Source organism: Curtobacterium sp. MCLR17_007, from assembly GCF_003234655.2.
Lineage (GTDB): Bacteria > Actinomycetota > Actinomycetes > Actinomycetales > Microbacteriaceae > Curtobacterium.
The window spans coordinates 2399708-2420029 of record NZ_CP126271.1 but is presented as its reverse complement, the minus strand read 5'-3'; the positions used below and the strand labels follow the sequence as shown (position 1 = coordinate 2420029).

Sequence of the window (20322 nt, the reverse complement as noted above, 5' to 3'; positions counted from 1 at the left end):
GCGTCGATATCGCACGGCGCGATATCTCCGGTAGCGTCTGCCGGCGATGGATCGCGCGCCGAGGACCCTGCCCACGGCGGTCGCCGCGCTGGTCGTGCTCGTCGTCGCCACCGCCGGCGCCTGGTACCGCCTCGGCCCGGTCACCCGGGCGACGGTCTGGGCCGAGGACGGCGGGCCCTTCTTCCGCGACCGGCTGGCGGACGGGCCCGTCGACTCGCTGCTCCGTCCGTACGCCGGGTACCTGCACCTGCTGCCGCGACTGGTCGTCGACCTCGGGTTCGCGCGTCCGATCGAGGAGTACGCGGTCACCGTCGCCGGGGCGTGCTGCGTCGTCGTCGGGGTCGTCTCGGCCGCGGTGTTCGTGCTCGCGCGCGACCTGGTGCCCGCGTGGCCGCTCCGCGTGGTGCTCGCGGCCGTGCCCGTGGTGGTGCCCGTCGTGCCCTTCGAGATCAGCGGGAACGCCGCGAACCTGCACTGGTTCATGCTCGTGCTGGTTCCGTGGCTCTTCGCCGCGCGGGTCCGCACGTGGTGGGGGTCCGCGCTCGTCGCGGTGCTCGCCCTCGGCGCCGTCCTCACCGAACCGCAGACGCTGCTGTTCGCGCCCCTGCTCGTCGTCGCCTGGTGGCGCCCGGGCCTCCGGGACCGACTCCGCGCGCTGCCGGTCACCGTGGCCACGGTGCTCGCCGGTGCCGCGCAGGTGACGACCGCGCTCACCACCGAGCGTGCCTCGCGACCCGGGGACCCGAGCATCCGGGACGTCGTCCACGGGTACCTGCTCCAGCCGCTCGCCGGGGCGTGGACCCGGCGGGTGGGGTCGGTCGCCGCGGCGGTCGAGCACCACGGCGCCGTCGTCGTGGTCCTCCCCGCAGTCCTCGTGGCCGTGCTGCTGGTCGTCGCGGTCGTCGTCGGTCCGTGGCGCGCGCGGGTGCAGGTGCTGGCGCTCGGCATCGGTTCCGTCGTGGTGTGGACCGCCGCACTCGTCCTCAACGCCAGCGCGAACGGGCAGTGGGGCGAGCAGGCGGTCACCGCCTTCACCGCGGCGCCACCGACGCGCTACGCGGCGGCCTCCGCCGTGCTGCTGACCGAGGGCGTCGTCCTGGCCGCATCGGTGCTGATCGACCGACGGAGCCGGTCGGTCGACGCCGGCTCGACGTGGCTCGCGATCGGCGGGGCGTCGGTCGGGTGGCTGGCGATCGCGGTGGTGGTCGCGGCGGCGGTCACGAACGTCGCGCCGGGCGACACGCAACGCAGCGGGGGACCGGCATGGCGTCCGCAGGTCGCGTCGCAGACGGACGCGTGCCGGGCCGACCCGTCGGGTGTGGTGCACGCGAAGACGGCACCATGGGGGACGACGCTGCCCTGCACGCTGGTGCTCGGCGGACGGTGAGCCGCTCGGACGGGGTCAGCGCGTGCCGGCCCAGCGGAACTCGCGCTTCGCGGGCGGCGTGCGCGGGCCGTCACCGATCGACACCGGCTCCTCGCCGACCAGCACGATCCGGGACTTGATCGCGATGAGGGCGAAGAGGATCCAGTTGCCCTGGTAGAGCAACCGCGACTCGGCCACCGACTGCGCGAGGAGCGCCACGACGACCAGCAGGGGCAGCAGCGACACCGCGTCGAAGGTCCGGGGGCGGAGTGCGGCGTCGTAGCCGATCCGCGTCGCCGAGGCCCACGAGCGGGACAGCGTCGTGACGACGTAGATCGCGAAGAGCACCAGCCCGATGATGCCGGTCTGCATCCACACGTCGAGGTACGCGTCGTGCGCCTGCAGGTACGTGACGCCCTTGCGGTGCGCCAGGTCGGCGAGCGTCGGGATCGAGGGCCACCAGTAGCCGATCCAGCCCCACCCCACGACCGGGTGCTGGTCGATGAGGCCCTGCACCTGCGACCAGATCTCGCCGCGTCCGGTCAGGTCCGAGCTCTTGCCGAGCAGCCCGAGCAGCGCGCCGCGTGCCGTCACCCCGACGGCGACCACGACGACGGCGACACCGGCGACGGCGAGGTAGCGCGGGGTCCGGCGCTCGGTGGGGGTCCGCCGGATCCACAGGGCCACCAGCGCCACCACCGCGACGACGACGGCCGCCACGACGATCGTCGAGGAGCGTGCGAGCACGAACACCACCGCTGCGACGACGAGCCAGCCGATCGCCCGGGCACGGCGGATGCGGCCCTCGGCGAGCTGGAGGGCGACGGCGATCGCGGCGAGCAGCGCGACCATCGCCAGCAGGTTCGCGTTGCCCGGCAGGCCCTGGATGCGCCCGCCGGTGAAGAGCTCCGCTCGTGAGAAGTAGAAGGCGTCGGGGATGTGCCGGTCGCCGTAGTGGGTCCAGATCGGTGCGATCGGGTGTCGGACGACGACCGCCACGACGGCCTCGAACAGGAGCGACAGCAGGAGCACCCAGCGCATGGCGACGCTGAGGGCGTCGAGGATCCGCCGCCAGGTCAGTGTCGACGCGATGACGAACGCCACCAGGGCACAGAGGACCTGTGCCACCATGCTCGCGAGCGTGGCCGCCCACCAGTGCGACCACAGCGTCGTCACCAGGCACCACCCGAGGAAGATCCACAGCGCTCGTGGCGTCCGCTGGATCGTCGGCTTCGCCCGTACCGCCAGCACGACGCCCCAGGCTCCGGCGAGGGCCCACACGACGGCCGCGCCGTACCACGTCAGGGTGTTCGGGAGCGCGTCGCCGGCGAACACGATGAACAGGACGGCGGCAGCGAAGGCGAAGGCCTCGCGCTCGGACACGGCTCCGCGGGCCAGGGGCCAGGTGTTCGTCACGGGGACCAGGCTAACGCCGTGCGAGCGGCCGATACGCTCGGCTCATGTTCCTCGGCATCACCAACACCCCGCGCGACTACGCCTGGGGATCCGTCACGGCCATCCCGGAGCTGCTCGGGCGGACCGTCACCGGCGCTCCGCAGGCCGAACTCTGGCTCGGAGCCCACCCCGGCAGCCCGAGCGTCGTCGTCAACCCGGCGATGGTCGGGGGCGCCGACACCGTCCTCGACTGGATCGCCGCGGAGCCGCACACCGCGCTCGGCGACGACCGCACGGGCCTGCCGTTCCTGCTCAAGGTCCTGGCGGCTGCGGCACCGCTCTCGCTGCAGGCGCACCCCACGCCGGAGCAGGCGCGCGAGGGCTTCGATCGCGAAGAGGCAGCCGGCGTCCCGGTCGACGACCCCGCGCGCAACTACAAGGACCCGTTCCCGAAGCCCGAGCTGGTCGTGGCGCTGAGCGAGCGGTTCGAGGCACTCAGCGGCTTCCGTCCGGTCGGCGAGACACTGGCCGACGTCGAAGTGCTGGACGCCGGCAGCGGGCGGCTCGGCCCCCTCGTGGCACACCTGCAGCAGGGCCTCGAGGACACGGTCCGCTGGCTCGAGACCGCCGACCCGTCCGCACAGGCGGTCATCGACGCCGCCAGCCACCTGGCCCAGGACGTGCAGGACCCGAGCCCGAACACCGCCACCGTGGCGTCACTCGCCGAGTCGTACCCCGGCGACCCCGGCATCGTGGTCTCGCTGCTGATGCACCGCGTCACCCTGACCCGCGGCCAGGCGATGTACCTGCCGGCCGGCAACATCCACGCCTACCTCGACGGCCTCGGCATCGAGCTGATGGCTCCGTCGGACAACGTGCTGCGCGGTGGCCTCACGCCGAAGCACGTCGACGTACCGGAGCTCCTGCGCGTGCTCGACTTCACGGCGTACCCGGCGCCGCTCCTCGAGCCGGAGCAGCTCGCGGTCGGTGTCGACCGCTTCGCCCCCGAGGGGGTGGGCTTCGCACTCGTCCGGGTCACGGGCGACGGCGGGCCGGTCGGCCTGAGCACGGGCGGCGTCGCCCCGCTCTCCGGTCCCTCGATCGCCGTCTGCACCGAGGGCGTGGTGACGCTGGTCGGCGCGACGTCGGCCACACTGCTGCGGCAGGGTGAGTCCTGCTTCGTCACGCCGGACGAGGGCGACGTCACGGTCGAGGCCGACTCCGCGACCGGGCTGACGTCGACGGTCTTCATCGCGACGGGCACGCCGACGACCTGACCCATCCCGTCGGCCCGGTCGGACGCTGCGGCTCCACGCACGCGTCCCGCACCGGCCGCGCGGTCGCACCGGACGCGTCGCACGGGTCCGCTAGCGTGACCAGCATGAGTTGGCTGGTCACCGGCGGTGCCGGGTACATCGGGTCCCACGTCGTCCGCGCCCTGGGCGCCGCCGGCATCGACACGGTCGCGTTCGACGACCTCTCGAGCGGCTTCCGGGGCTTCGTGCCCACGGACGTGCCGTTCGTCGAGGGCACGATCCTGGACGGCGAGCTGCTGGCCAGGACGATGCGCGACCACGGCGTGACCGGGGTGGTGCACGTCGCGGGGTTCAAGTACGCCGGGGTGTCGGTCGAGCGGCCGCTGCACACCTACGAGCAGAACGTCACCGGGATGGCGACGCTGCTGCGGGCGATGGCGGACGTCGACGTCGACAAGGTGGTCTTCTCGTCGAGCGCCGCCGTGTACGGCACGCCGGACGTCGAGAACGTCGTCGAGTCCACGCCCAAGCTCCCGGAGTCGCCCTACGGCGAGTCGAAGCTGATCGGCGAGTGGCTGCTCCGCGACATGGAGGTCGCCCGCGGCTTCACCACGACGTCGCTGCGCTACTTCAACGTCGTCGGCTCGGGGGAGCCGGACCTGTACGACGCCAGCCCGCACAACCTGTTCCCGCTCGTGTTCGACGCGCTGCTGGCCGGCCGCACGCCGCGGATCAACGGGACGGACTACCCGACGCCGGACGGCACCTGCGTGCGCGACTACGTGCACGTGGCCGACCTCGCGCACTCGCACGCCGTCGCGGCGCGGAAGCTCCAGTCGGGTGAGCCCCTCGAGCGCGCCTACAACCTCGGCAGCGGTGACGGGGTGAGCGTCCGGCAGATCATGGACGCGATGGCCCGCGGCACCGGCATCGACTTCGAGCCCGACGTGGCCCCGCGGCGCGCGGGAGACCCGGCGCGCATCGTCGCCACCGGCGAAGCGGCCGCTCGCGACCTCGAGTGGGCGATGCGCCACACCCTCGACCAGATGGTCACCAGCGCCTGGGAGGCCCGCCGCCGCGTCGGCTGAGGGACACGGGACGTCCCCCGGACTGCCGACAGAACTGCCGCGACACGCCCGTACGGGGGACATGACACGCCGGAACGGTCAGAGCCTTCTATGATCCGCGACTTGACCTTTGGGAATCACACCGCTGTAATTACAGGCAACGACATCGCCCGACAGGGTTCGGGGCGATGGGTTGCGAGCGAGGAAACCAAGGGGTGATCAGGGTGAGCGGTTCCGACTTCCACGCCGGAGTTCCGGAAGACTGGCACGTCGACCCCGTGGCGCTCGGCGTCCCCGGAGTCCGGCGTCCCGAGACGGACCAGGACGATGCACTGGCCTGGCAGGTCGACTCGCTCTGCGCGCAGACCGACCCCGAGGCATTCTTCCCCGAGAAGGGCGGCTCGACGCGCGAGGCCAAGAAGATCTGCACCTCGTGCGAGGTCCGGTCGCAGTGCCTGGAGTACGCGCTCGAGAACGACGAGCGCTTCGGCATCTGGGGCGGCCTGTCCGAGCGCGAGCGTCGCAAGCTGCGCAAGCGCGCCTGAGCGGTCACGGCGCGCCGGCGCCGTCCGGGCGTGCGCCATGGGCGCCTGCGACCACGGCGCCGGGGACCAGCCGTGGAGGCCCGGCTCGCCCGTCGCACACCGTGCGGTGATCGTCTCCACAGGTTCACGGCGCGCCGTCCCGACGGTCCGGCACCGGTCCTCCAGAACCGTAGAGTGACGCCCGTCATGCAGCCCAGTTCCGCTCAGCCCCGTGTCACTGCCGTCCTGGTCGTCGCGAACGGGGCAGACCACCTCGACCGGACCCTGGCCGCCCTCGCGAACCAGACCCGGCACCCCGAGAACCTGGTCGTCGTCGACGTCGGGTCGACCGACGGCTCCACCGCCCAGCTCGAGTTCGGCGGCTCCGCGCAGCTCACCCGGATCCCCGCGGGCCGCTCGTTCGGGGACGCGGTCGCCGTCGGGGAACAGGCTGCACCGCACCCCGAGCCCGACGAAGCCGTCGACGAGTGGCTCTGGCTCATCGGGCACGACAACGCCCCGGCCCCGACCGCGCTGGCCGAGATGCTCGCCGCGGTCGAGATCGCCCCGTCCGTCGCCGTGGCCGGTCCGAAGCTCACCGCGGTCGAGGACCCGTCCCGCATCCGGGCGTTCGGCGAGAGCATGACCCGGATGGGTCGCTCCGTGGTCCTCGTGCAGGACGAGCTCGACCAGGGGCAGCACGACCGCAACACCGACGTCATGGCGGTCGCCGCCGGCGGCATGCTGGTCCGCCGCTCCGTGTGGAAGACGCTCGGCGGGTTCGACTCCGCACTGCCCGACGTCGACGCCGCGCTCGACTTCTGTGTCCGGGTCCGTCTGGCCGGGCACCGCGTCGCCGTCGTGCCGGACGCGCGCGCGAGCACCACCGGCCCGATCGAGGAGTTCGGCCGCAAGCGCGTGTCCGAGGCCCGCCGCGTGCGCCTGCACCGGCAGGCCCAGCTGCACCGGCGCATGACCTACGCGCCCGCTGGGGTCCTCTGGATCCACTGGCTCACCCTCGTGCCCTTCGCGATCGGCCGCGCGGTCGGACACCTCGTCGCGAAGCACCCCGCAGCCGTGTCCGGTGAGCTCGCCGCGGCGGTCGCCGTGGCCTTCGGCGGCGGTGTCGCCCGTTCCCGCAGGGCGCTGGCGCGCTCGAAGCGACTCGGGTGGGCCGCGGTCGAGCCCCTGCGCATCAGCTGGCGCCGTGTGCACGAGCGTCGCACCACCTCGCGTGACGTGGAGCTCGCACGGGTCGAGGACGCCCCGGTCGCGCGGGCGTCCTTCCTCGGCGACGGGGGCATCTGGGTCGTGCTCGCGGCGGCGCTGCTGAGCGTCGTCACGCTGTTCCCGCTGCTCGGCTCGCCCGCTCTGACCGGCGGCGGACTGCTGCCGATGTCGACCACGGTGTCGCAGCTGTGGCAGAACGTGGGCTACGGCTTCCACTCGCTCGGCACCGGGTCCACCGGCCCGAGCGACCCGTTCGCCGCGGTGCTCGCCGTGCTCGGCTCGATCGTGTTCTGGTCGCCGTCCACCGCCGTCGTCGTGGTCATGCTGCTGGCGTTCCCGGTGTCCGCACTCGGCGCGTGGTTCGTGGTGCGGAAGCTGACCACCCGTACGTGGGTGCCCGTGATCGGCGCCGCGCTGTACACGATCGCCCCCGCCCTGGTCGGTGCCGTGACGACGGGGCACCTCGGTGCCGTCATCGCGCACGTGCTGCTGCCCTGGCTGTTCCTCACCGTGCTCGAGGCGCACCGGTCGTGGGCCTCGGCATCGGGCGCCGCCCTGCTGTTCGCCGCGGTCGCCGCGAGTGCGCCGTCGCTGCTGCCCGTCCTGCTGATCGGGTGGCTCGTCGCACTGGCTGCCGGGTGGCGGCACGCGCACCGCCGGGTCTTCATCCCGGTGCCGGCAGCGGTGCTGTTCGTCCCGCTCGTCCTGACGCAGGTCGCACGCGGCAACCTGCTCGGCGTCTTCGCCGACCCGGGCGTGCCCTCGGCCACCCGGGCACCCTCGGCACTGCAGCTCGCGATCGGGCAGCCCCTGCCCGACTGGAACGGCTGGCTGTCGGCGAGCTCCCCGCTCGACCTGGTCGCCGCGGCGCTCCCCGTCGCCCTGGCCGTCCTGGCGCTGCCGATCGCCGCGAGCGCCCTCGGGGCGATGCTCGGGCACCGCTGGTCGGTCGCGGGCACGGCCCTGCTCGCCGGTCTGCTGGGGTTCGCGACCGCCTTCGCCGCCACCCACGTCGCCGTCACCGGGGTCGGGTCCACCACCACGATCGTGTGGCCGGGCAGCGGCCTCAGCGTGTACTGGCTCGCGATCGTCGTGGCCGCCTGCATCGGCGTCGACACCCTGCCGCGCCAGGCACCCGTCGTCGGTCTCGTCGCGACGGTGTTCGCCGGCGTCGCGGTGGCTCCGGCCTTCGCGGCGTTCTACCTCGGCAACACCGCCATCCAGCCGACGACCGGCCGGGTCCTCAGCGCCTACGTCAACGCCGAGGCGCAGGCGAACCCGGACGTCGGCACCCTCGTGGTCGACCCGCAGTCGGACGGGTCCCTCGCGGTCTCGCTCGAGCGCGGGCAGGGCTCGACCCTCGACGACCAGAACACGCTCGACGCGACGGCGCTCTCGCTGAGCCGGTCCGGCGCCCGGCTGGCGACCCTGGCCGGCAACCTGGCGAGCCGCAGCGGCTACGACCCCGAGCCCGCACTCCGTGAGCTCGGCATCAGCTTCGTGCTGCTCGACGACGCGTCCGACGACGCCCTCGCGCAGCAGGTGCACGACCGGGCGGCCGGCGCGATCGGCCAGGACGCGCGGTTCACGAGCATCGGCGACACCACGAACGGGCAGCTCTTCCTCTACGACGGCCGGGTCGACCGGACGAGCACCGGGTCCGCCGCCACCAAGGCCACGCACGCGCTGTACCTCGTGGTGCTCGGCGTGGTGTTCGGCGCAGCCGCCCTGCTCGCCGTCCCGACCGCGCCCCGCCGTCGCCGCGCCACCTCGAACGTGATCGAGGCCGACGAACCCGCCACCACCTTCGACGAGGAGCGCGACGAATGACCGCCACCACGCAGCGCACCTCCACCACGCGGCGCTGGGTCATCCGGGGGACCGCCACCGCGATCGCCGTCGTGGTGGCCGCTGGGACCATCGCGGCCGCGCACACGATCGGCACGTCCGAGACCCCGGGACGACCGGCTGGACGCACCGTGACCCCCGTGCCGGCCGACGCCGAGCGCGTCTGCGCGGGCAGTGCCCTCCGCCTGTCGGACGACGCGGGCAACGACGCGACCACCGCCAGCACCGTCGGCCGTCCGACGATCGCCACGGCCACCACCGGGCAGACGGTCGACCGCACCGACCTGCAGGCCTCGACGACCGGCAGCAGCGACCCCACGCTGCTCACGGCACCGGCCGGGGACCGCACCCCGCAGGTCGCCGGGTCGAGCTACCAGAGCGTGTCCGACGGCGACCTGGTCGGCATCGCGGCCGCGTCGTGCGACGACCCCTCGCAGTCGACGTGGCTCGTGGGCGGTTCGACCGAGACCGGGCGCACCAGCCTGATCACCCTGTCGAACCCGACCGACGTCAACGCGACCGTCGACCTGGAGATCCACGACGCGACCGGGCTCGTCAGTGCCCCCGGGACCACGGGCATCGTGGTGGCGCCGAACTCGCAGAAGGTCGTCCCGCTGTCCGGGTTCGTGTCCGACCAGGGCTCCACCGTCGTGCACGTCACCTCGTCCGGCGGGCAGATCGTCGCCCACATGCAGGAGAGCGTCGTCCGGACGCTCACCCCCGGCGGGTTCGACATCGTGTCCGGCGGTGCGGCTCCCTCCCGCAACCAGGTCATCCCCGCGGTCGCGCTCCGGGGCGCGCAGGAGTCCCAGCGTGGCGACGACACCGCCGACGCTGCTCCGGTCGTGCGCATCTTCGTGCCGGGCACGGAGTCGGCCCGGGTGACGCTCGGGATCACCACGGCGGACGGCGGCGGCACGACCGTGAACACCACGGCCGAGCCCGGGGTCGTCACGGACGTGGCGCTCGACGACTTCCCGGACGGCCGGTACTCGTTCACCGTCAGCTCCACCCAGCCCGTCGTCACCGGTGCCCGCACCACCACCCCGACCGAGGACGGCGCCACCGACCTGGGGTGGTTCGCCTCGGCCGAGCCCCTCGGGTCCCGCGCGATCACCGCCGTGGCAGCCGGTGCCGCCGCCCGGATGGACCTGGTGAACCCCACGACCCGCGACTCCGAGGTCACCATCCGCTCGGGCGACGACCGGCAGACCGTCGAGGTCCCGTCGCAGTCGACCGCGACCGTGTCGGTGCCGGCCTCGAAGCAGCTCGAGATCACGGGAGCCCGCGGTCTGGTGGCGGGCGTCAGCTACGCGGGCCGGGACGGCGTCGCGGGGTTCCCGGTGCGTCCGGCCAGCGAGGTCTCGACCCCGGTGCGCGTCTACCCCTGACGGGCGCGCGCAGCCCGGTGCGCGTCCACCCCTGACGGGCGCGCACCCCCCGGTGCACGTCTACCCCTGACGGGCGCACCCCCCGGTGCACGTCGGCCCCGGACGGGCAGCGGCTCACCAGTGCCGGTAGCGGTCGGGCGCCAGGTCCCAGGGGTCCTTGTCGATGAGCTCGGCGACCGCGCGGAACACCGCGGTCTCGACGACCACGCGGCGATCGGTGTCGTCCTTCTCGGGTGAGCGTGCCAGGCGCTCGACCGGGATCCGGTACACGGTCACGCGGCGTTCGTCGTGTTCGACCCGCCAGCGCGGCATCGACTCCGGCACGGCCGTGTCGGTGGGCATGTCCGCGACCTGGAAGACCACACCCTGCAGCTCGTCGGGCCACAGCCCCAGCAGGTAGTGCGCGGTGTCGCCGACCAGGCGGTCGAACGCCTCGGCCCGCGTGATCACCGGCGCGAGTTCCGGGCCGGTGATGCTCGAACGGTAGCCACGACCGTGACGGGAGCGTCCTCGGCCACGGTCGACCGGGATGACGAGTCGGGGCTTGCGGCGCATCCCCACATCGTACGCGGCGGGTGTCCGTCGGGCGGGCCGGTAGGGTCGTCCACGGGATGGACGTACGGATCTGCAGCAAGGTCGCCTGTGGCGCGAGCGCCTCGGCGACCCTGACGTACGACTACGGCGACTCGATGGTGGTCGTCGGCCCGCTCTCGACCCGGATCGAACCGCACGGATACGACCTCTGTGCCCGGCACGCCGCCGGCCTGCGCGTGCCGCAGGGCTGGCACGTCATCCGACGCGCGCCGCTCCGCGAGGAGCGCACCGCGGACTGACCGGACCGGAGACCGGACAGGAGGCCCGGTGCTGGCCCGCACCGAGCCTCCCGTCCGTCACCGTGCGCAGTCTCGGACCGTGCCCACGGACCGCGTGTCAGACTGGCGCCATGACCACCCAGACGCAGGCCGCACCCTTCCGCGTGGCCGACCTCGGCCTCGCCGCGGCCGGTCGCCACCAGATCCGTCTCGCCGAGAACGAGATGCCGGGGCTCATGGCGCTCCGCGAGGAGTTCGGTCCGGCGCAGCCGCTCGCCGGTGCCCGGATCGCGGGCTCGCTGCACATGACGGTGCAGACCGCGGTGCTCATCGAGACCCTCACGGCGCTCGGTGCCCAGGTCCGCTGGGCCAGCTGCAACATCTTCTCGACGCAGGACGAGGCCGCGGCCGCCGTCGCCGTCGGGCCGGACGGCACCGTCGACACCCCCGCGGGGGTGCCGGTGTTCGCATGGAAGGGCGAGACGCTCGAGGAGTACTGGTGGTGCACCAGCCGGGTCTTCGACTGGAGCGCCGAGGCGGCAGCGGCCGGTGCGTCCTGGACCGGCCCGAATCTGATCCTCGACGACGGTGGGGACGCGACGATGCTCGTGCACACCGGAGCCGATGCCGAGGCAGCCGGGCGCGTCCCGGACGCCGGAGCCGACGCGAGCACCGAGTACCGGATCGTCCTCGACACCATCGCCGCCTCGCTGGCCGAGTCGCCCGACCGGTGGACCCGCATCGCCGCGGACGTGCAGGGCGTCACCGAGGAGACCACCACCGGGGTGCACCGCCTGTACGAGCTGTTCCGCGCCGGTGACCTGAGGTTCCCCGCGATCAACGTCAACGACTCGGTCACCAAGTCGAAGTTCGACAACAAGTACGGCATCCGGCACTCGCTGCCCGACGGCCTCAACCGGGCGACCGACGTGCTGATCGGCGGCAAGGTCGTGTTCGTCGTCGGGTACGGCGACGTCGGCAAGGGCGCCGCCGAGGCGATGCGCGGCCAGGGCGCACGCGTCATCGTCAGCGAGGTCGACCCGATCTGCGCGCTGCAGGCGGCGATGGACGGCTACCAGGTCGCGCGCCTGTCGGACGTCGTGGACCAGGTCGACATCGTCGTGACGTGCACGGGCAACCTCGGTGTGGTGGGCGTCGACGACATGCTCGCGCTCAAGCACCTGGCGGTCGTTGCGAACGTCGGACACTTCGACAACGAGATCGACATGGCGGGCCTGGAGTCGCTCGCCGGCGCCGAGAAGGTCGAGATCAAGCCGCAGGTGCACGAGTGGCGTCTGCCGACCGGTCGCTCGATCCTGGTGCTCAGCGAGGGGCGGCTGATGAACCTCGGCAACGCCACCGGGCACCCGTCCTTCGTGATGAGCAACTCGTTCACGAACCAGGTCCTCGCCCAGATCGAGCTGTACACCCGGCGGTCGGAGTACCCGACCGGGGTCTACGTGCTGCCGAAGCACCTGGACGAGAAGGTCGCGCGCCTGCACCTCGACGCCCTCGGCGTCCGGCTGACGACCCTGCGCCCGGAGCAGGCCGCCTACATCGGCGTTCCCGTCGAAGGCCCCTTCAAGCCGGACCACTACCGCTACTGAGGCGGGGGCCGTCGAGCCCCTTTCCGCAGTTCGCGCCCGTTCGCCGACGTCGCGCCCCGTCTCCACGGGGCGCGATGTCTGTTCAGGGGTGCGACGCACGCCGCGCCGCGGCCGTCAGCGCGGGAAGCCCGGCGGCCGCGCCGTCGCCGCCGCGCCGGCGTCGGCGAGCACCCGCGCACGGGCCTCGAACGCCCGACGGTCGCGGCCCCGGCGGAGCGCGACGACCCCGGCCAGGAAGTCCTCGGCCGGAACCGGCGGCACGGGGTGGGCGTACGCGGCCACCTCGGACGCCAGGGCGCGCGCCGTGGCCTCGCGCAGTGCGGGCTGCACCGTCGCCGCCCCGCGGAAGAACGCCCCGAGGCGGTTCTCGAGCCGCTGGGGCAGTACCCGGACGTCGGCGACGGACGCCCAGCCCGTCAGCGTCGGCGGGAGGAGCACGACCGGGTCGCGGGTACGGGGGAGCCGTTCGTGCTGCACGACCGTGCCGGCGAGCAGGTCCCCGAGCCGCCGCGGCCGCGAGCCGAACAGCGCCACGAGCAACGCCAGCGAGCCGAACGTGCCCCAGAGCTCGAGCAGGGCGACCAGGGCGCGGGTGAAGGCGTGCCGGAACGACACCGCGCCGCCGTCGAGCCGGACGACCCGCGTGCCGAAGGCGTACCGGCCAACGCTCTTGCCGCGCGTGACGGTCTCGACCGCGGCGGGCACGAGGACGAGCACGACGACCAGTGACGCGATCTGCGCAGCGGCCTGCCAGGCGTCGTCGAGTCCGCGGGGCCAGACCCGCGCGAGCCCGATGAGCAGCATGACGTACAGCGCGACCAGGCAGAGCCCGTCGAGCAGCGCGGCCGCCAGGCGGAGCACGATGCCGGCGGGCAGCACGTCGAGCGCGACGGCCTCGCCCACGACGAGTTCGTCACCGGCGTCGTCGAGCGTCCGGACGAACCGCGCATCCGTCAGGTCACGGGGCGTCGATCGCTTCGGCATGGGACCATACTGGCCGAAGGACCGCACCGCGCACGAGGGGGAGCCGCATGGACCTGGACGCCTACGCCGAGGTCCACCGTGACGGGTGGCAGGACCTCGACCGCCTCGCGGCACGTCGACCAGCCACTGGCGAGGACGTCGACCGGCTGGTCGCGGGGTACCAGGCCGCCGCGACCGACCTGGCACGCATCCGCGGCGCCGTCCCGCGTTCTGCCACGGGTGACCGGCTCTCGCTGACGCTGCACCGAGCCCGGCTCCGGTTCACCGGCACGCCGGCCGATCCGCTCACCGTGCTGACGACGTTCTTCGGCCGGCAGCTGCCCGCGGCGCTGCACCGCATCCGCTGGGTGACGATCTGGGTGGCCGTCGCGACCGTCGTCGTCGCCGCGGTCTCCGCGGTCTGGATCAGCACGACGCCCGGCGCGGTCGCGACCTTCGGCACGGACGCCGCGCTCCGGCAGTACGCCACCCAGGACTTCGTCGACTACTACTCCGACCACGGCCTGGGGGCGTTCACCGCACAGGTGTGGACGAACAACGCGTACATCGCCGCGAGCATGGTCGCGTTCGGCATCACGGGGCTGTTCGTCCCGTACTCGATCCTGCAGAACGCCCTCAACCTCGGGGTCTCGGCGTCGATCATGCACTCGCAGGGGCGCCTGGGCGACTTCTTCCTCTACATCGCCCCGCACGGCCAGCTCGAGCTGTACTCGATCTTCCTCGCCGGGGGCGCCGGGCTGATGATCTGCTGGTCCTGGATCGCCCCCGGCCCACGCACCCGTGCACAGGCCTTGGCCGAGGACGGCCGGGCGCTCGTCGCCGTTGCGATCGGCCTGGTGCTCACGCTGCTGCTCTCCGGCATCGTCGAGGGCACCGTCACGCGGCAGGACTGGCCCTGGCCGGTCAAGATCGGCATCGGCACCGTCGCCCTGGCCGCGGTCCTGTACTACCAGTGGGTCATCGGCGGTCGTGCGGTCCGGGCGGGTGAGCGCGGGGACGTCGAGGAGTTCGACCGCGGCGCCTCGGCCATCGTCGCCGGCTGAGCGGTCCGCCGTGGTTCGCGCCCCCGGGGTGACATCGCGCCCCCGCGCACCGGGGCGCGGTGCGCGCAGCGGGGCGCGACGGCTTGGTGCGACGCCGCGGTGTCCCGCCGCGCACGGCCGCAGCCGGCGAACCGGAGCCGGTCAGAGCCTCCCGGTCGCCTTGGCGCGCAGGTAGGCGTCGGCGACCGACGGCGGCACCTGTTCCGGAGTGCCGCGCACGACCTCGACGCCGATGCGTCGAGCGACGTCCGCAGCGCCGTCGGCGTCGAGCAGGGTGCGGGCCGCCGCAGCCCGCCGGTGGACGTCGCGACCGGCGGCCGACGGGAGGCCCGTGGTGCGGTCGCCGCGGTCGGCACCTGTGTCGCCGGTCGCCATCGCGCCGACGGCCGGGTCCTCGACGGCCGTCACCACGACCGCGTGGCGCCGGGCGAGTGCCGGCAGCACCGCGAGCAGGTCACCGGAGGCACCGACGGAGTCCAGGCTCGTGGCGAGCACGACGAGCGAACGCTGTGTCGTGACGGCGTCGACGATCGCCGGCACCGCGGCCCAGTCCGTGGCGGCGAGCCCGGGCTCCGCGAGCGCAAGGGTCTCGCCGAACCGCTGGACGACGTCCACCCGGGTGGCGCCGTGCACCCGGCCACGCACCCGGTCGTCCATCACGACCAGGTCCACCCGATCGCCGGCGGCGGCGGCGAGCGCACCCACGAGCAGCGCCGCCTCGATGGCGGTGTCCTGCCGGGGCTCGTCCCCGACCCGGCCGGCACCGGCGCGTCCGGCATCGACCACGACCACCACCCGCCGGTCCCGCTCCGGGCGCCAGGTCCGCACGACGAGGTCCTGGCGGCGTGCCGTCGCCCGCCAGTCGATCGACCGGACGTCGTCCCCGCGCACGTAGTCCCGGAGCGAGTCGAACTCGGTACCGTGCCCGCGCAGCTGCAACGTGGTCTCGCCGTCGAGCTCGCGCAGCCGCGCCAGGCGCGAGGGCAGGTGCCGCCGCGACCGGAACGGCGGCGTGACGACCAGTTCGGCGGGCGCGTCGAGCACACGTTGGCGGGCGGCCAGGCCGAGTGGCCCGAAGGCCCGCACGGCGACACCCGCGGTGCGCCGACGGCCACGCCGGAACGGGGCGAAGCGCATCCGTGCGGTCCGTCGCTCACCGGCGGGGACGTCCAGGTGCATCCGGAGCGGCGTGTGGCCCGCGGAGGGCTCCCACATGTCGCGGACCACGGCGCGCAGTGCCCGCTGCCCGTCGTTGGCGAGCACGAGCGTGCCGTCCGTCGTCGTGTCGCGCCGTGCCAGGCGGGGCATCCGTCGCTCCACGCGGACGGTGCCGAGGTCGGCGGCCAGCAGGACGTCGACCGCGCCCGCCACGAGCACGAGGCCGACCCACGCCAGCGCGCCCCATCCGCTGCCGAACAGCACCGTGGGGACGATCCCGACGGCGAGCAGCGCGACGAACCGCCCCGAGATGGCCACTAGATGGGCACCCGGACCTGCTCGAGCACCTGCTGCAGGACCCCGTCGGCCCCGACGCCCTCGAGCTCGGCGTCCGCGGCCACCCGCAGACGGTGTCGCCAGACGGGCAGCAGCATCGCCTGGACGTGGTCGGGCGTGACGGCGTCGTAGCCGGTCAACCACGCCCACGCCTTGGCCGCCGCCAGCAGTGCCGTCGCACCGCGCGGACTGACACCGACCCGGACGGACGGTGCCGCACGCGTGGCCCGGGCCAGGTCGACCACGTACGCGAGCACGTCGTCGCGTGCACCGACGGCACGCACCGCACGCTGCCCGGCGCGCACCTCGTCGACGCCGACCACGGGCGTGATGCCGGCCGAGCGGACGTCACGCGGCACGAAGCCGTCAGCGTGCCGGCGGAGCACCTGCCACTCCACGTCGCGCGGCGGGATCTCGAGCGTCAGCTTCATGAGGAACCGGTCGAGCTGGGCCTCGGGCAGCGTGTAGGTGCCCTCGAACTCGATGGGGTTCATCGTCGCCGCGACGAAGAACGGGTCGGGCAGCGGCTTCGGGGTGCCGTCCACGCTGACCTGGCGTTCCTCCATCGCCTCGAGCAGCGCCGACTGGGTCTTGGGCGGCGTGCGGTTCACCTCGTCGGCGAGCAGCACGTTGGTGAAGACGGGCCCCTCGCGGAACGGGAACGTCCCCGTCGAGGCGTCGTACACGAGCGAACCGGTGACGTCGCCGGGCATCAGGTCCGGTGTGAACTGGATGCGCTTGGTGTCGAGCGCCATCGCGGCCGCCAGGCTCCGGACCATCAGGGTCTTGGCGACGCCGGGGACGCCCTCGAGCAGGACGTGGCCCTGCGCGAGCAGCCCGACGATCATGCCGGACACCGCTCCTTCCTGGCCGACGACGGCCTTGCCGACCTCGGAGCGGACCCGGCCGAAGGCGTCGCGGAGCGTGTCGGGGCTCGTCGCGGTGGTGGGCAGGTCGGTCATGGTCGTCCTCCTGGTCGGGGGTCGGTCGGCTGGCGGGGCTGGTCGGAGGGTGCCGGGGTGGTCGGAGGGGAGGCCCGTGGTGCGTCCCCGGCGACGGCTCGCGTCACGGCGCGCTCGAGTTCGTCGAGTGCGGCCGCTCCGTCCACGAGTGCGCGGTCGTCGGCGGTCGGTCCACCGACGAGCACGGCACCCACCGCACCGGGCGTGCGGCCGGTGGCCGCGGCGGCGCGGCGCACCACCTCGTCGACGTGCGCGGACCGGGGCAGCCCGAGCAGGCGTGCCGTGCGACGCACCGCGGCGATCCGCAGGGTGTCCAGCGTGTGGGTCCGGTCGCGGGTCCTGGCGTACAGGCGGGCGCGGCCCTCGGTGGTCTCGGCGGCGCGGACCACCACGGGGAGCTGCTCGACGACGAGGGGGCCGAGCCGTCGGCCACGCCACACGGCGGCTGCCACGGCGACGGCCCCGAGCAGGGCGAGGGCGCTCGGCACCCACGGCGGCGCGAGGCCGCCGAGCGACGGCGCGGCGTCCGCGCTGCCCGTCGTTGGGACGTACCAGTCGAGTCGGTCGCCGCCGCCGAGCAGCCCGAGCGCCAGGGCGGCGTTGCCCGCGGTCGTGACGGTGTCGTTCCGGAAGGCGCCCGTGGTGCCGACGAGGGTGACGACGCCCGCGGCGGTCGAGGTCTGCACGAGCCCCCAGGTCCGGTCGCTGCCGGAGCCGGTCGGGGCGCAGCGGAGGGTGTCGGACTCACGGACGGTGTAGCTCACCCCGGCGGTCGAGACGCGACGGGCGGCGCTCGCCGCGGGGATGGCGCAGCCGCGTGTGGACACGGTGTCGGCGGACTCGACCGTGGTGGCCGGGGTCGCCCGCGTGCGGAAGGCCTCGAGCACGCCCGGGTTCGTCGTCACCAGGACCACGTCGGGTGCCGAGCGCGCGATGCGTCGGGCGACCGCGGGGGCGAGGACGCCGGCCGAGTCGTCGACGAAGACCGTGCCGGCGTCCGTGTCGAGGCGGTCGACGTCGTGCACGATGCTGACGGCGGTGCCCTGTTGCTCGAGGACGCGGACGAGCGCCCGGGACCCGCTCGCCGTCGTGGAGGTCGGGTCGAGCGGCGTGTCGGTCGGCCCGTCCCCGCCGCCCACCGCGGCGGTCAGCGCCGCGAGCAGGACGCCGATCAGCGCGATCGCGACCCAGAGCCCGGTCCGCGTCCAGCGGCCCTCACGCCGTGACCCGGCCGGAGCCGTCGGGTCCGCGGTCGGGTCGGCGTCCCGGTGTCGGCGCGGCGTGGTCGTGGTGCTCATGCGGGCACCGCCGGTCCGCCCACCCGGGCCGGACGGGTCCCGCGGAGCGTCCGTTCGGTCTCGAGGACCTGCCGTGCGCCGGGCTCGTCGGCACGGGCGCCCAGGTAGCGGACCGCGTCGAAGGTCACCGCGGCGACGTGCAGGTGGTCCGCGAGCCCGGGGAAGGGCGTGCTGGCGCGGTCGGCGATCGCGCGGGCGGTGGCGCCGGGGACGTCCGGCACCAGGTCGCGTTCACCGAGGCCCCTGGCGATCGCGCGGTAGCCCTCGAGCACGGCCTGGTCGTGGTCGCCCGCGTCGAAGGCCCGTCGGGCTGCGGCGGCGAGCGTGGCGGCCGTGCGCTGGTCGTCGGCGTCGAAGACCCCGCCGTCGGCCGAGGCCGCGAGCCTGGCTCGCCGACGGGGGAGCCCGCGTGCGACGACGACGAGCACCACCACCGCGACCAGGACCACGATCGCGATGACGAGCACGGTGCGCCCGAACCCCTCGGAACCCAGGCCGTCCGGACCGATCGTGCCGAGCCAGTCGAGGAACGAGCGCGACGCGCGGTCCCACCAGGTCACGTGCGCGCCGCTGTAGTCCTGCTTCGCGAGCTCGCGCTCGAGCAACCGTCGCGCCTGGTCCGGGTCGACGCCCGTCATCCGTGGCCGCCGGGACGGGGCGGTCCCCACTGCGGCGGCCGCGGCGGCTGCTGCCCGGCCGGCGGCTGCCCCGGGTGCTGCGGCGGCCACGGCTGTTGCTGCTGCTGCGGCCACGGCTGTTGCCCCGGCTGCTGCTGCGGCCACTGCTGCTGGGCGGTCCACGGTGGCCGGGCGACCGGATCGGCCGGGGCGAACGGGTCACCCGGCTGCCCGGTCTCGAGGTGCGAGGCGATCCGCTGGTCGAGGGCCTCGGTGCGGATGCGGCGGTCGATCGCCAGGAACGTCGTCACCGACGCGCTCAGCACGTCAGTGACACACTGCACGGCGATCACGAGCAGGCTGCCGACGACCAGGGCGACGACCGCCCCGACGGACGCACCCGACCCGGAATCCGTCTGGCCGAGCGGGTCGAAGACGCCGGACACCAGGGTGGCGCCGAGGGAGAGCGGCAGACCGGCGATGCTCGCCGCGAAGCCGAACACCACCTGCACGAGCAGCAGGATGCCGAACGTGCGCCAGAACGCACCGCGGGTGAGCCGCCACGACTGGGCGGCGGCCGAGAACACGCCCCGGCCCTCGAGCGCGATGGTCGGGACCGTGAACGCGAACCGCGTCGTCAGGAACGCCAGCAGGACGACGAACACCAGGACCATGCCGATGATGCCGAGCACGAAACCGACGACCCCGTTGCCGTCGTTCGCCGTCACCGCACCGAGCAGGCCGAAGCCGACCAGGACGAACAGGCCGCCGACGACGACCCCGGCGCCGAGCTGCAGCAGGATCCACCAGACGACGCTCCACCGGCGTCCTGCCAGCAGGGACCACAGCCCGCGGAAGGTGCCCCGGCGTCCGAGCACGCGCTGCCCGGTGTCGACCGCGACCGGCGCGACCAGGAAGCCGCGGCCCAGGTACGCCAGGAACGGCACGGCGACCGCGAGGACGAGGTACAGCGTCGCGCTGCCCGCGATGATGCTGTCCGCGTCGGACCCGCCGTCGACGGCCGAGAGCATGCGGGACTGCAGCGTCCGCTGGCCGAACGTCGTGACCAGGGTGGACACCAGTCCGAGCACGCCGGAGAGCAGCACCGCCCACAGGACCAGCACGCGGGCGTTGCGACGGAAGACAATGAACGCCCCCGCGAGGACGTCGCCGAGTCCGAGCGGTCGCAGCGGGATGACCGGGCGCTGCCCGGGCGGGAGCGGTGGCGGCGGCTGCTGGCCGGCCCAGCCCTGGTGGCCGTGCGGTCCCTGCGGTCCCTGCTGACCCGGCCACGGCGGTGCCCCGGCGGGTCCCGCGGATGCGGGCTGCGTCGGGGGCTGCACCGGGCCTCCCGGTCGGTCGTCCGGCCCGTCGGACGCACCGGGTACGCGCCACTCGTCGCCCGCCATGGAACCGCCCCCTCACATC

17 protein-coding genes are annotated in these 20322 nt (G+C 74.0%); 9 read left to right on the top strand and 8 right to left on the bottom strand.

Annotated elements, in window-relative coordinates; translation table 11 throughout:
* Positions 1-46: 46 nt before the first annotated feature.
* The gene (locus DEJ13_RS11450; protein WP_056126188.1) at positions 47-1387 is read left to right on the top strand and encodes a hypothetical protein; all 1341 of its coding nucleotides are present in this window, start codon (positions 47-49) and stop codon (positions 1385-1387) included.
* Positions 1388-1402: 15 nt separating this feature from the next.
* Here DEJ13_RS11450 and DEJ13_RS11445 read toward each other — a convergent pair whose 3' ends face one another.
* Positions 1403-2782, bottom strand: a complete 1380-nt coding sequence (locus DEJ13_RS11445) for an O-antigen ligase family protein (protein ID WP_056126190.1) — start codon at positions 2780-2782, stop codon at positions 1403-1405.
* Positions 2783-2826: 44 nt separating this feature from the next.
* Here DEJ13_RS11445 and manA point away from each other — a divergent pair, with 44 nt between their 5' ends.
* The 5 genes from manA to DEJ13_RS11420 all read left to right on the top strand — a co-directional run bounded on the left by manA (position 2827) and on the right by DEJ13_RS11420 (position 10077).
* Entirely contained in the window at positions 2827-4038 is a 1212-nt protein-coding gene (gene manA, locus DEJ13_RS11440) for a mannose-6-phosphate isomerase, class I (protein WP_056126193.1), read from the top strand.
* 104 nt (positions 4039-4142) lie between these two features.
* On the top strand, positions 4143-5105 hold the full coding sequence (gene galE / locus DEJ13_RS11435) for a UDP-glucose 4-epimerase GalE (protein WP_056126195.1): 963 nt from the start codon (positions 4143-4145) through the stop codon (positions 5103-5105).
* Positions 5106-5272: 167 nt separating this feature from the next.
* Complete coding sequence (locus tag DEJ13_RS11430; protein WP_082518291.1) at positions 5273-5629, top strand: WhiB family transcriptional regulator; 357 nt, start codon at positions 5273-5275, stop codon at positions 5627-5629.
* 186 nt (positions 5630-5815) lie between these two features.
* Complete coding sequence (locus DEJ13_RS11425) at positions 5816-8668, top strand: glycosyltransferase family 2 protein (RefSeq protein WP_146245218.1); 2853 nt, start codon at positions 5816-5818, stop codon at positions 8666-8668.
* Positions 8665-10077 (top strand): DUF5719 family protein, encoded by a 1413-nt coding sequence (locus DEJ13_RS11420; RefSeq protein ID WP_111106636.1) that lies wholly within the window; start codon positions 8665-8667, stop codon positions 10075-10077. Before DEJ13_RS11425 ends, DEJ13_RS11420 begins: the two co-directional genes overlap by 4 nt.
* A gap of 114 nt (positions 10078-10191) precedes the next feature.
* Here DEJ13_RS11420 and DEJ13_RS11415 read toward each other — a convergent pair whose 3' ends face one another.
* Positions 10192-10632 (bottom strand): metallopeptidase family protein, encoded by a 441-nt coding sequence (locus DEJ13_RS11415; protein WP_056126203.1) that lies wholly within the window; start codon positions 10630-10632, stop codon positions 10192-10194.
* A gap of 56 nt (positions 10633-10688) precedes the next feature.
* Here DEJ13_RS11415 and DEJ13_RS11410 point away from each other — a divergent pair, with 56 nt between their 5' ends.
* Together DEJ13_RS11410 and ahcY are read left to right on the top strand one after the other, a co-directional pair.
* The gene (locus DEJ13_RS11410; RefSeq protein WP_056126205.1) at positions 10689-10910 is read left to right on the top strand and encodes a DUF3499 family protein; all 222 of its coding nucleotides are present in this window, start codon (positions 10689-10691) and stop codon (positions 10908-10910) included.
* A 110-nt stretch (positions 10911-11020) separates the two neighbouring features.
* Positions 11021-12496, top strand: coding sequence for an adenosylhomocysteinase (gene ahcY, locus DEJ13_RS11405; RefSeq protein WP_111106637.1), 1476 nt, complete (start codon positions 11021-11023; stop codon positions 12494-12496).
* Positions 12497-12610: 114 nt separating this feature from the next.
* Here ahcY and DEJ13_RS11400 read toward each other — a convergent pair whose 3' ends face one another.
* Entirely contained in the window at positions 12611-13480 is an 870-nt protein-coding gene (locus DEJ13_RS11400) for an RDD family protein (RefSeq protein WP_111106638.1), read from the bottom strand.
* Between the two features lie 47 nt (positions 13481-13527).
* On the opposite strand from DEJ13_RS11400, the gene DEJ13_RS11395 reads away from it, so the two are divergent.
* Positions 13528-14523, top strand: coding sequence for a stage II sporulation protein M (locus DEJ13_RS11395; RefSeq protein WP_111106639.1), 996 nt, complete (start codon positions 13528-13530; stop codon positions 14521-14523).
* Between the two features lie 141 nt (positions 14524-14664).
* On the opposite strand, the gene DEJ13_RS11390 is transcribed toward DEJ13_RS11395, so the two are convergent.
* From DEJ13_RS11390 to DEJ13_RS11370, 5 genes are read right to left on the bottom strand one after another with little or no spacing between them, the layout of a single operon-like run.
* The gene (locus tag DEJ13_RS11390; protein ID WP_111106640.1) at positions 14665-15999 is read right to left on the bottom strand and encodes a DUF58 domain-containing protein; all 1335 of its coding nucleotides are present in this window, start codon (positions 15997-15999) and stop codon (positions 14665-14667) included.
* On the bottom strand, positions 15999-16979 hold the full coding sequence (locus DEJ13_RS11385; protein ID WP_111106641.1) for an AAA family ATPase: 981 nt from the start codon (positions 16977-16979) through the stop codon (positions 15999-16001). The genes DEJ13_RS11390 and DEJ13_RS11385 overlap by 1 nt, the downstream gene beginning before the upstream one ends.
* Positions 16976-18277, bottom strand: coding sequence for a DUF4350 domain-containing protein (locus tag DEJ13_RS11380; protein WP_111106642.1), 1302 nt, complete (start codon positions 18275-18277; stop codon positions 16976-16978). Before DEJ13_RS11380 ends, DEJ13_RS11385 begins: the two co-directional genes overlap by 4 nt.
* Complete coding sequence (locus DEJ13_RS11375) at positions 18274-18915, bottom strand: DUF4129 domain-containing protein (RefSeq protein ID WP_146245219.1); 642 nt, start codon at positions 18913-18915, stop codon at positions 18274-18276. The genes DEJ13_RS11380 and DEJ13_RS11375 overlap by 4 nt, the downstream gene beginning before the upstream one ends.
* The gene (locus tag DEJ13_RS11370; protein ID WP_111106644.1) at positions 18912-20303 is read right to left on the bottom strand and encodes a glycerophosphoryl diester phosphodiesterase membrane domain-containing protein; all 1392 of its coding nucleotides are present in this window, start codon (positions 20301-20303) and stop codon (positions 18912-18914) included. The genes DEJ13_RS11375 and DEJ13_RS11370 overlap by 4 nt, the downstream gene beginning before the upstream one ends.
* Positions 20304-20322 lie beyond the last annotated feature (19 nt).

What these genes read in the sequence shown, in the direction of transcription:
- DEJ13_RS11425 (WP_146245218.1), top strand. Translation starts at nt 5,816, where the DNA reads ATGCAGCCCAGTTCCGCTCAGCCCCGTGTCACTGCCGTCCTGGTCGTC.
- DEJ13_RS11450 (WP_056126188.1), top strand. Translation starts at nt 47, where the DNA reads ATGGATCGCGCGCCGAGGACCCTGCCCACGGCGGTCGCCGCGCTGGTC.
- DEJ13_RS11370 (WP_111106644.1), bottom strand. Translation starts at nt 20,303, where the DNA reads ATGGCGGGCGACGAGTGGCGCGTACCCGGTGCGTCCGACGGGCCGGAC.
- DEJ13_RS11380 (WP_111106642.1), bottom strand. Translation starts at nt 18,277, where the DNA reads ATGAGCACCACGACCACGCCGCGCCGACACCGGGACGCCGACCCGACC.
- DEJ13_RS11430 (WP_082518291.1), top strand. Translation starts at nt 5,273, where the DNA reads ATGGGTTGCGAGCGAGGAAACCAAGGGGTGATCAGGGTGAGCGGTTCC.
- DEJ13_RS11415 (WP_056126203.1), bottom strand. Translation starts at nt 10,632, where the DNA reads ATGCGCCGCAAGCCCCGACTCGTCATCCCGGTCGACCGTGGCCGAGGA.
- DEJ13_RS11385 (WP_111106641.1), bottom strand. Translation starts at nt 16,979, where the DNA reads ATGACCGACCTGCCCACCACCGCGACGAGCCCCGACACGCTCCGCGAC.
- ahcY (WP_111106637.1), top strand. Translation starts at nt 11,021, where the DNA reads ATGACCACCCAGACGCAGGCCGCACCCTTCCGCGTGGCCGACCTCGGC.
- manA (WP_056126193.1), top strand. Translation starts at nt 2,827, where the DNA reads ATGTTCCTCGGCATCACCAACACCCCGCGCGACTACGCCTGGGGATCC.
- DEJ13_RS11410 (WP_056126205.1), top strand. Translation starts at nt 10,689, where the DNA reads ATGGACGTACGGATCTGCAGCAAGGTCGCCTGTGGCGCGAGCGCCTCG.
- DEJ13_RS11420 (WP_111106636.1), top strand. Translation starts at nt 8,665, where the DNA reads ATGACCGCCACCACGCAGCGCACCTCCACCACGCGGCGCTGGGTCATC.
- galE (WP_056126195.1), top strand. Translation starts at nt 4,143, where the DNA reads ATGAGTTGGCTGGTCACCGGCGGTGCCGGGTACATCGGGTCCCACGTC.
- DEJ13_RS11375 (WP_146245219.1), bottom strand. Translation starts at nt 18,915, where the DNA reads ATGACGGGCGTCGACCCGGACCAGGCGCGACGGTTGCTCGAGCGCGAG.
- DEJ13_RS11400 (WP_111106638.1), bottom strand. Translation starts at nt 13,480, where the DNA reads ATGCCGAAGCGATCGACGCCCCGTGACCTGACGGATGCGCGGTTCGTC.
- DEJ13_RS11395 (WP_111106639.1), top strand. Translation starts at nt 13,528, where the DNA reads ATGGACCTGGACGCCTACGCCGAGGTCCACCGTGACGGGTGGCAGGAC.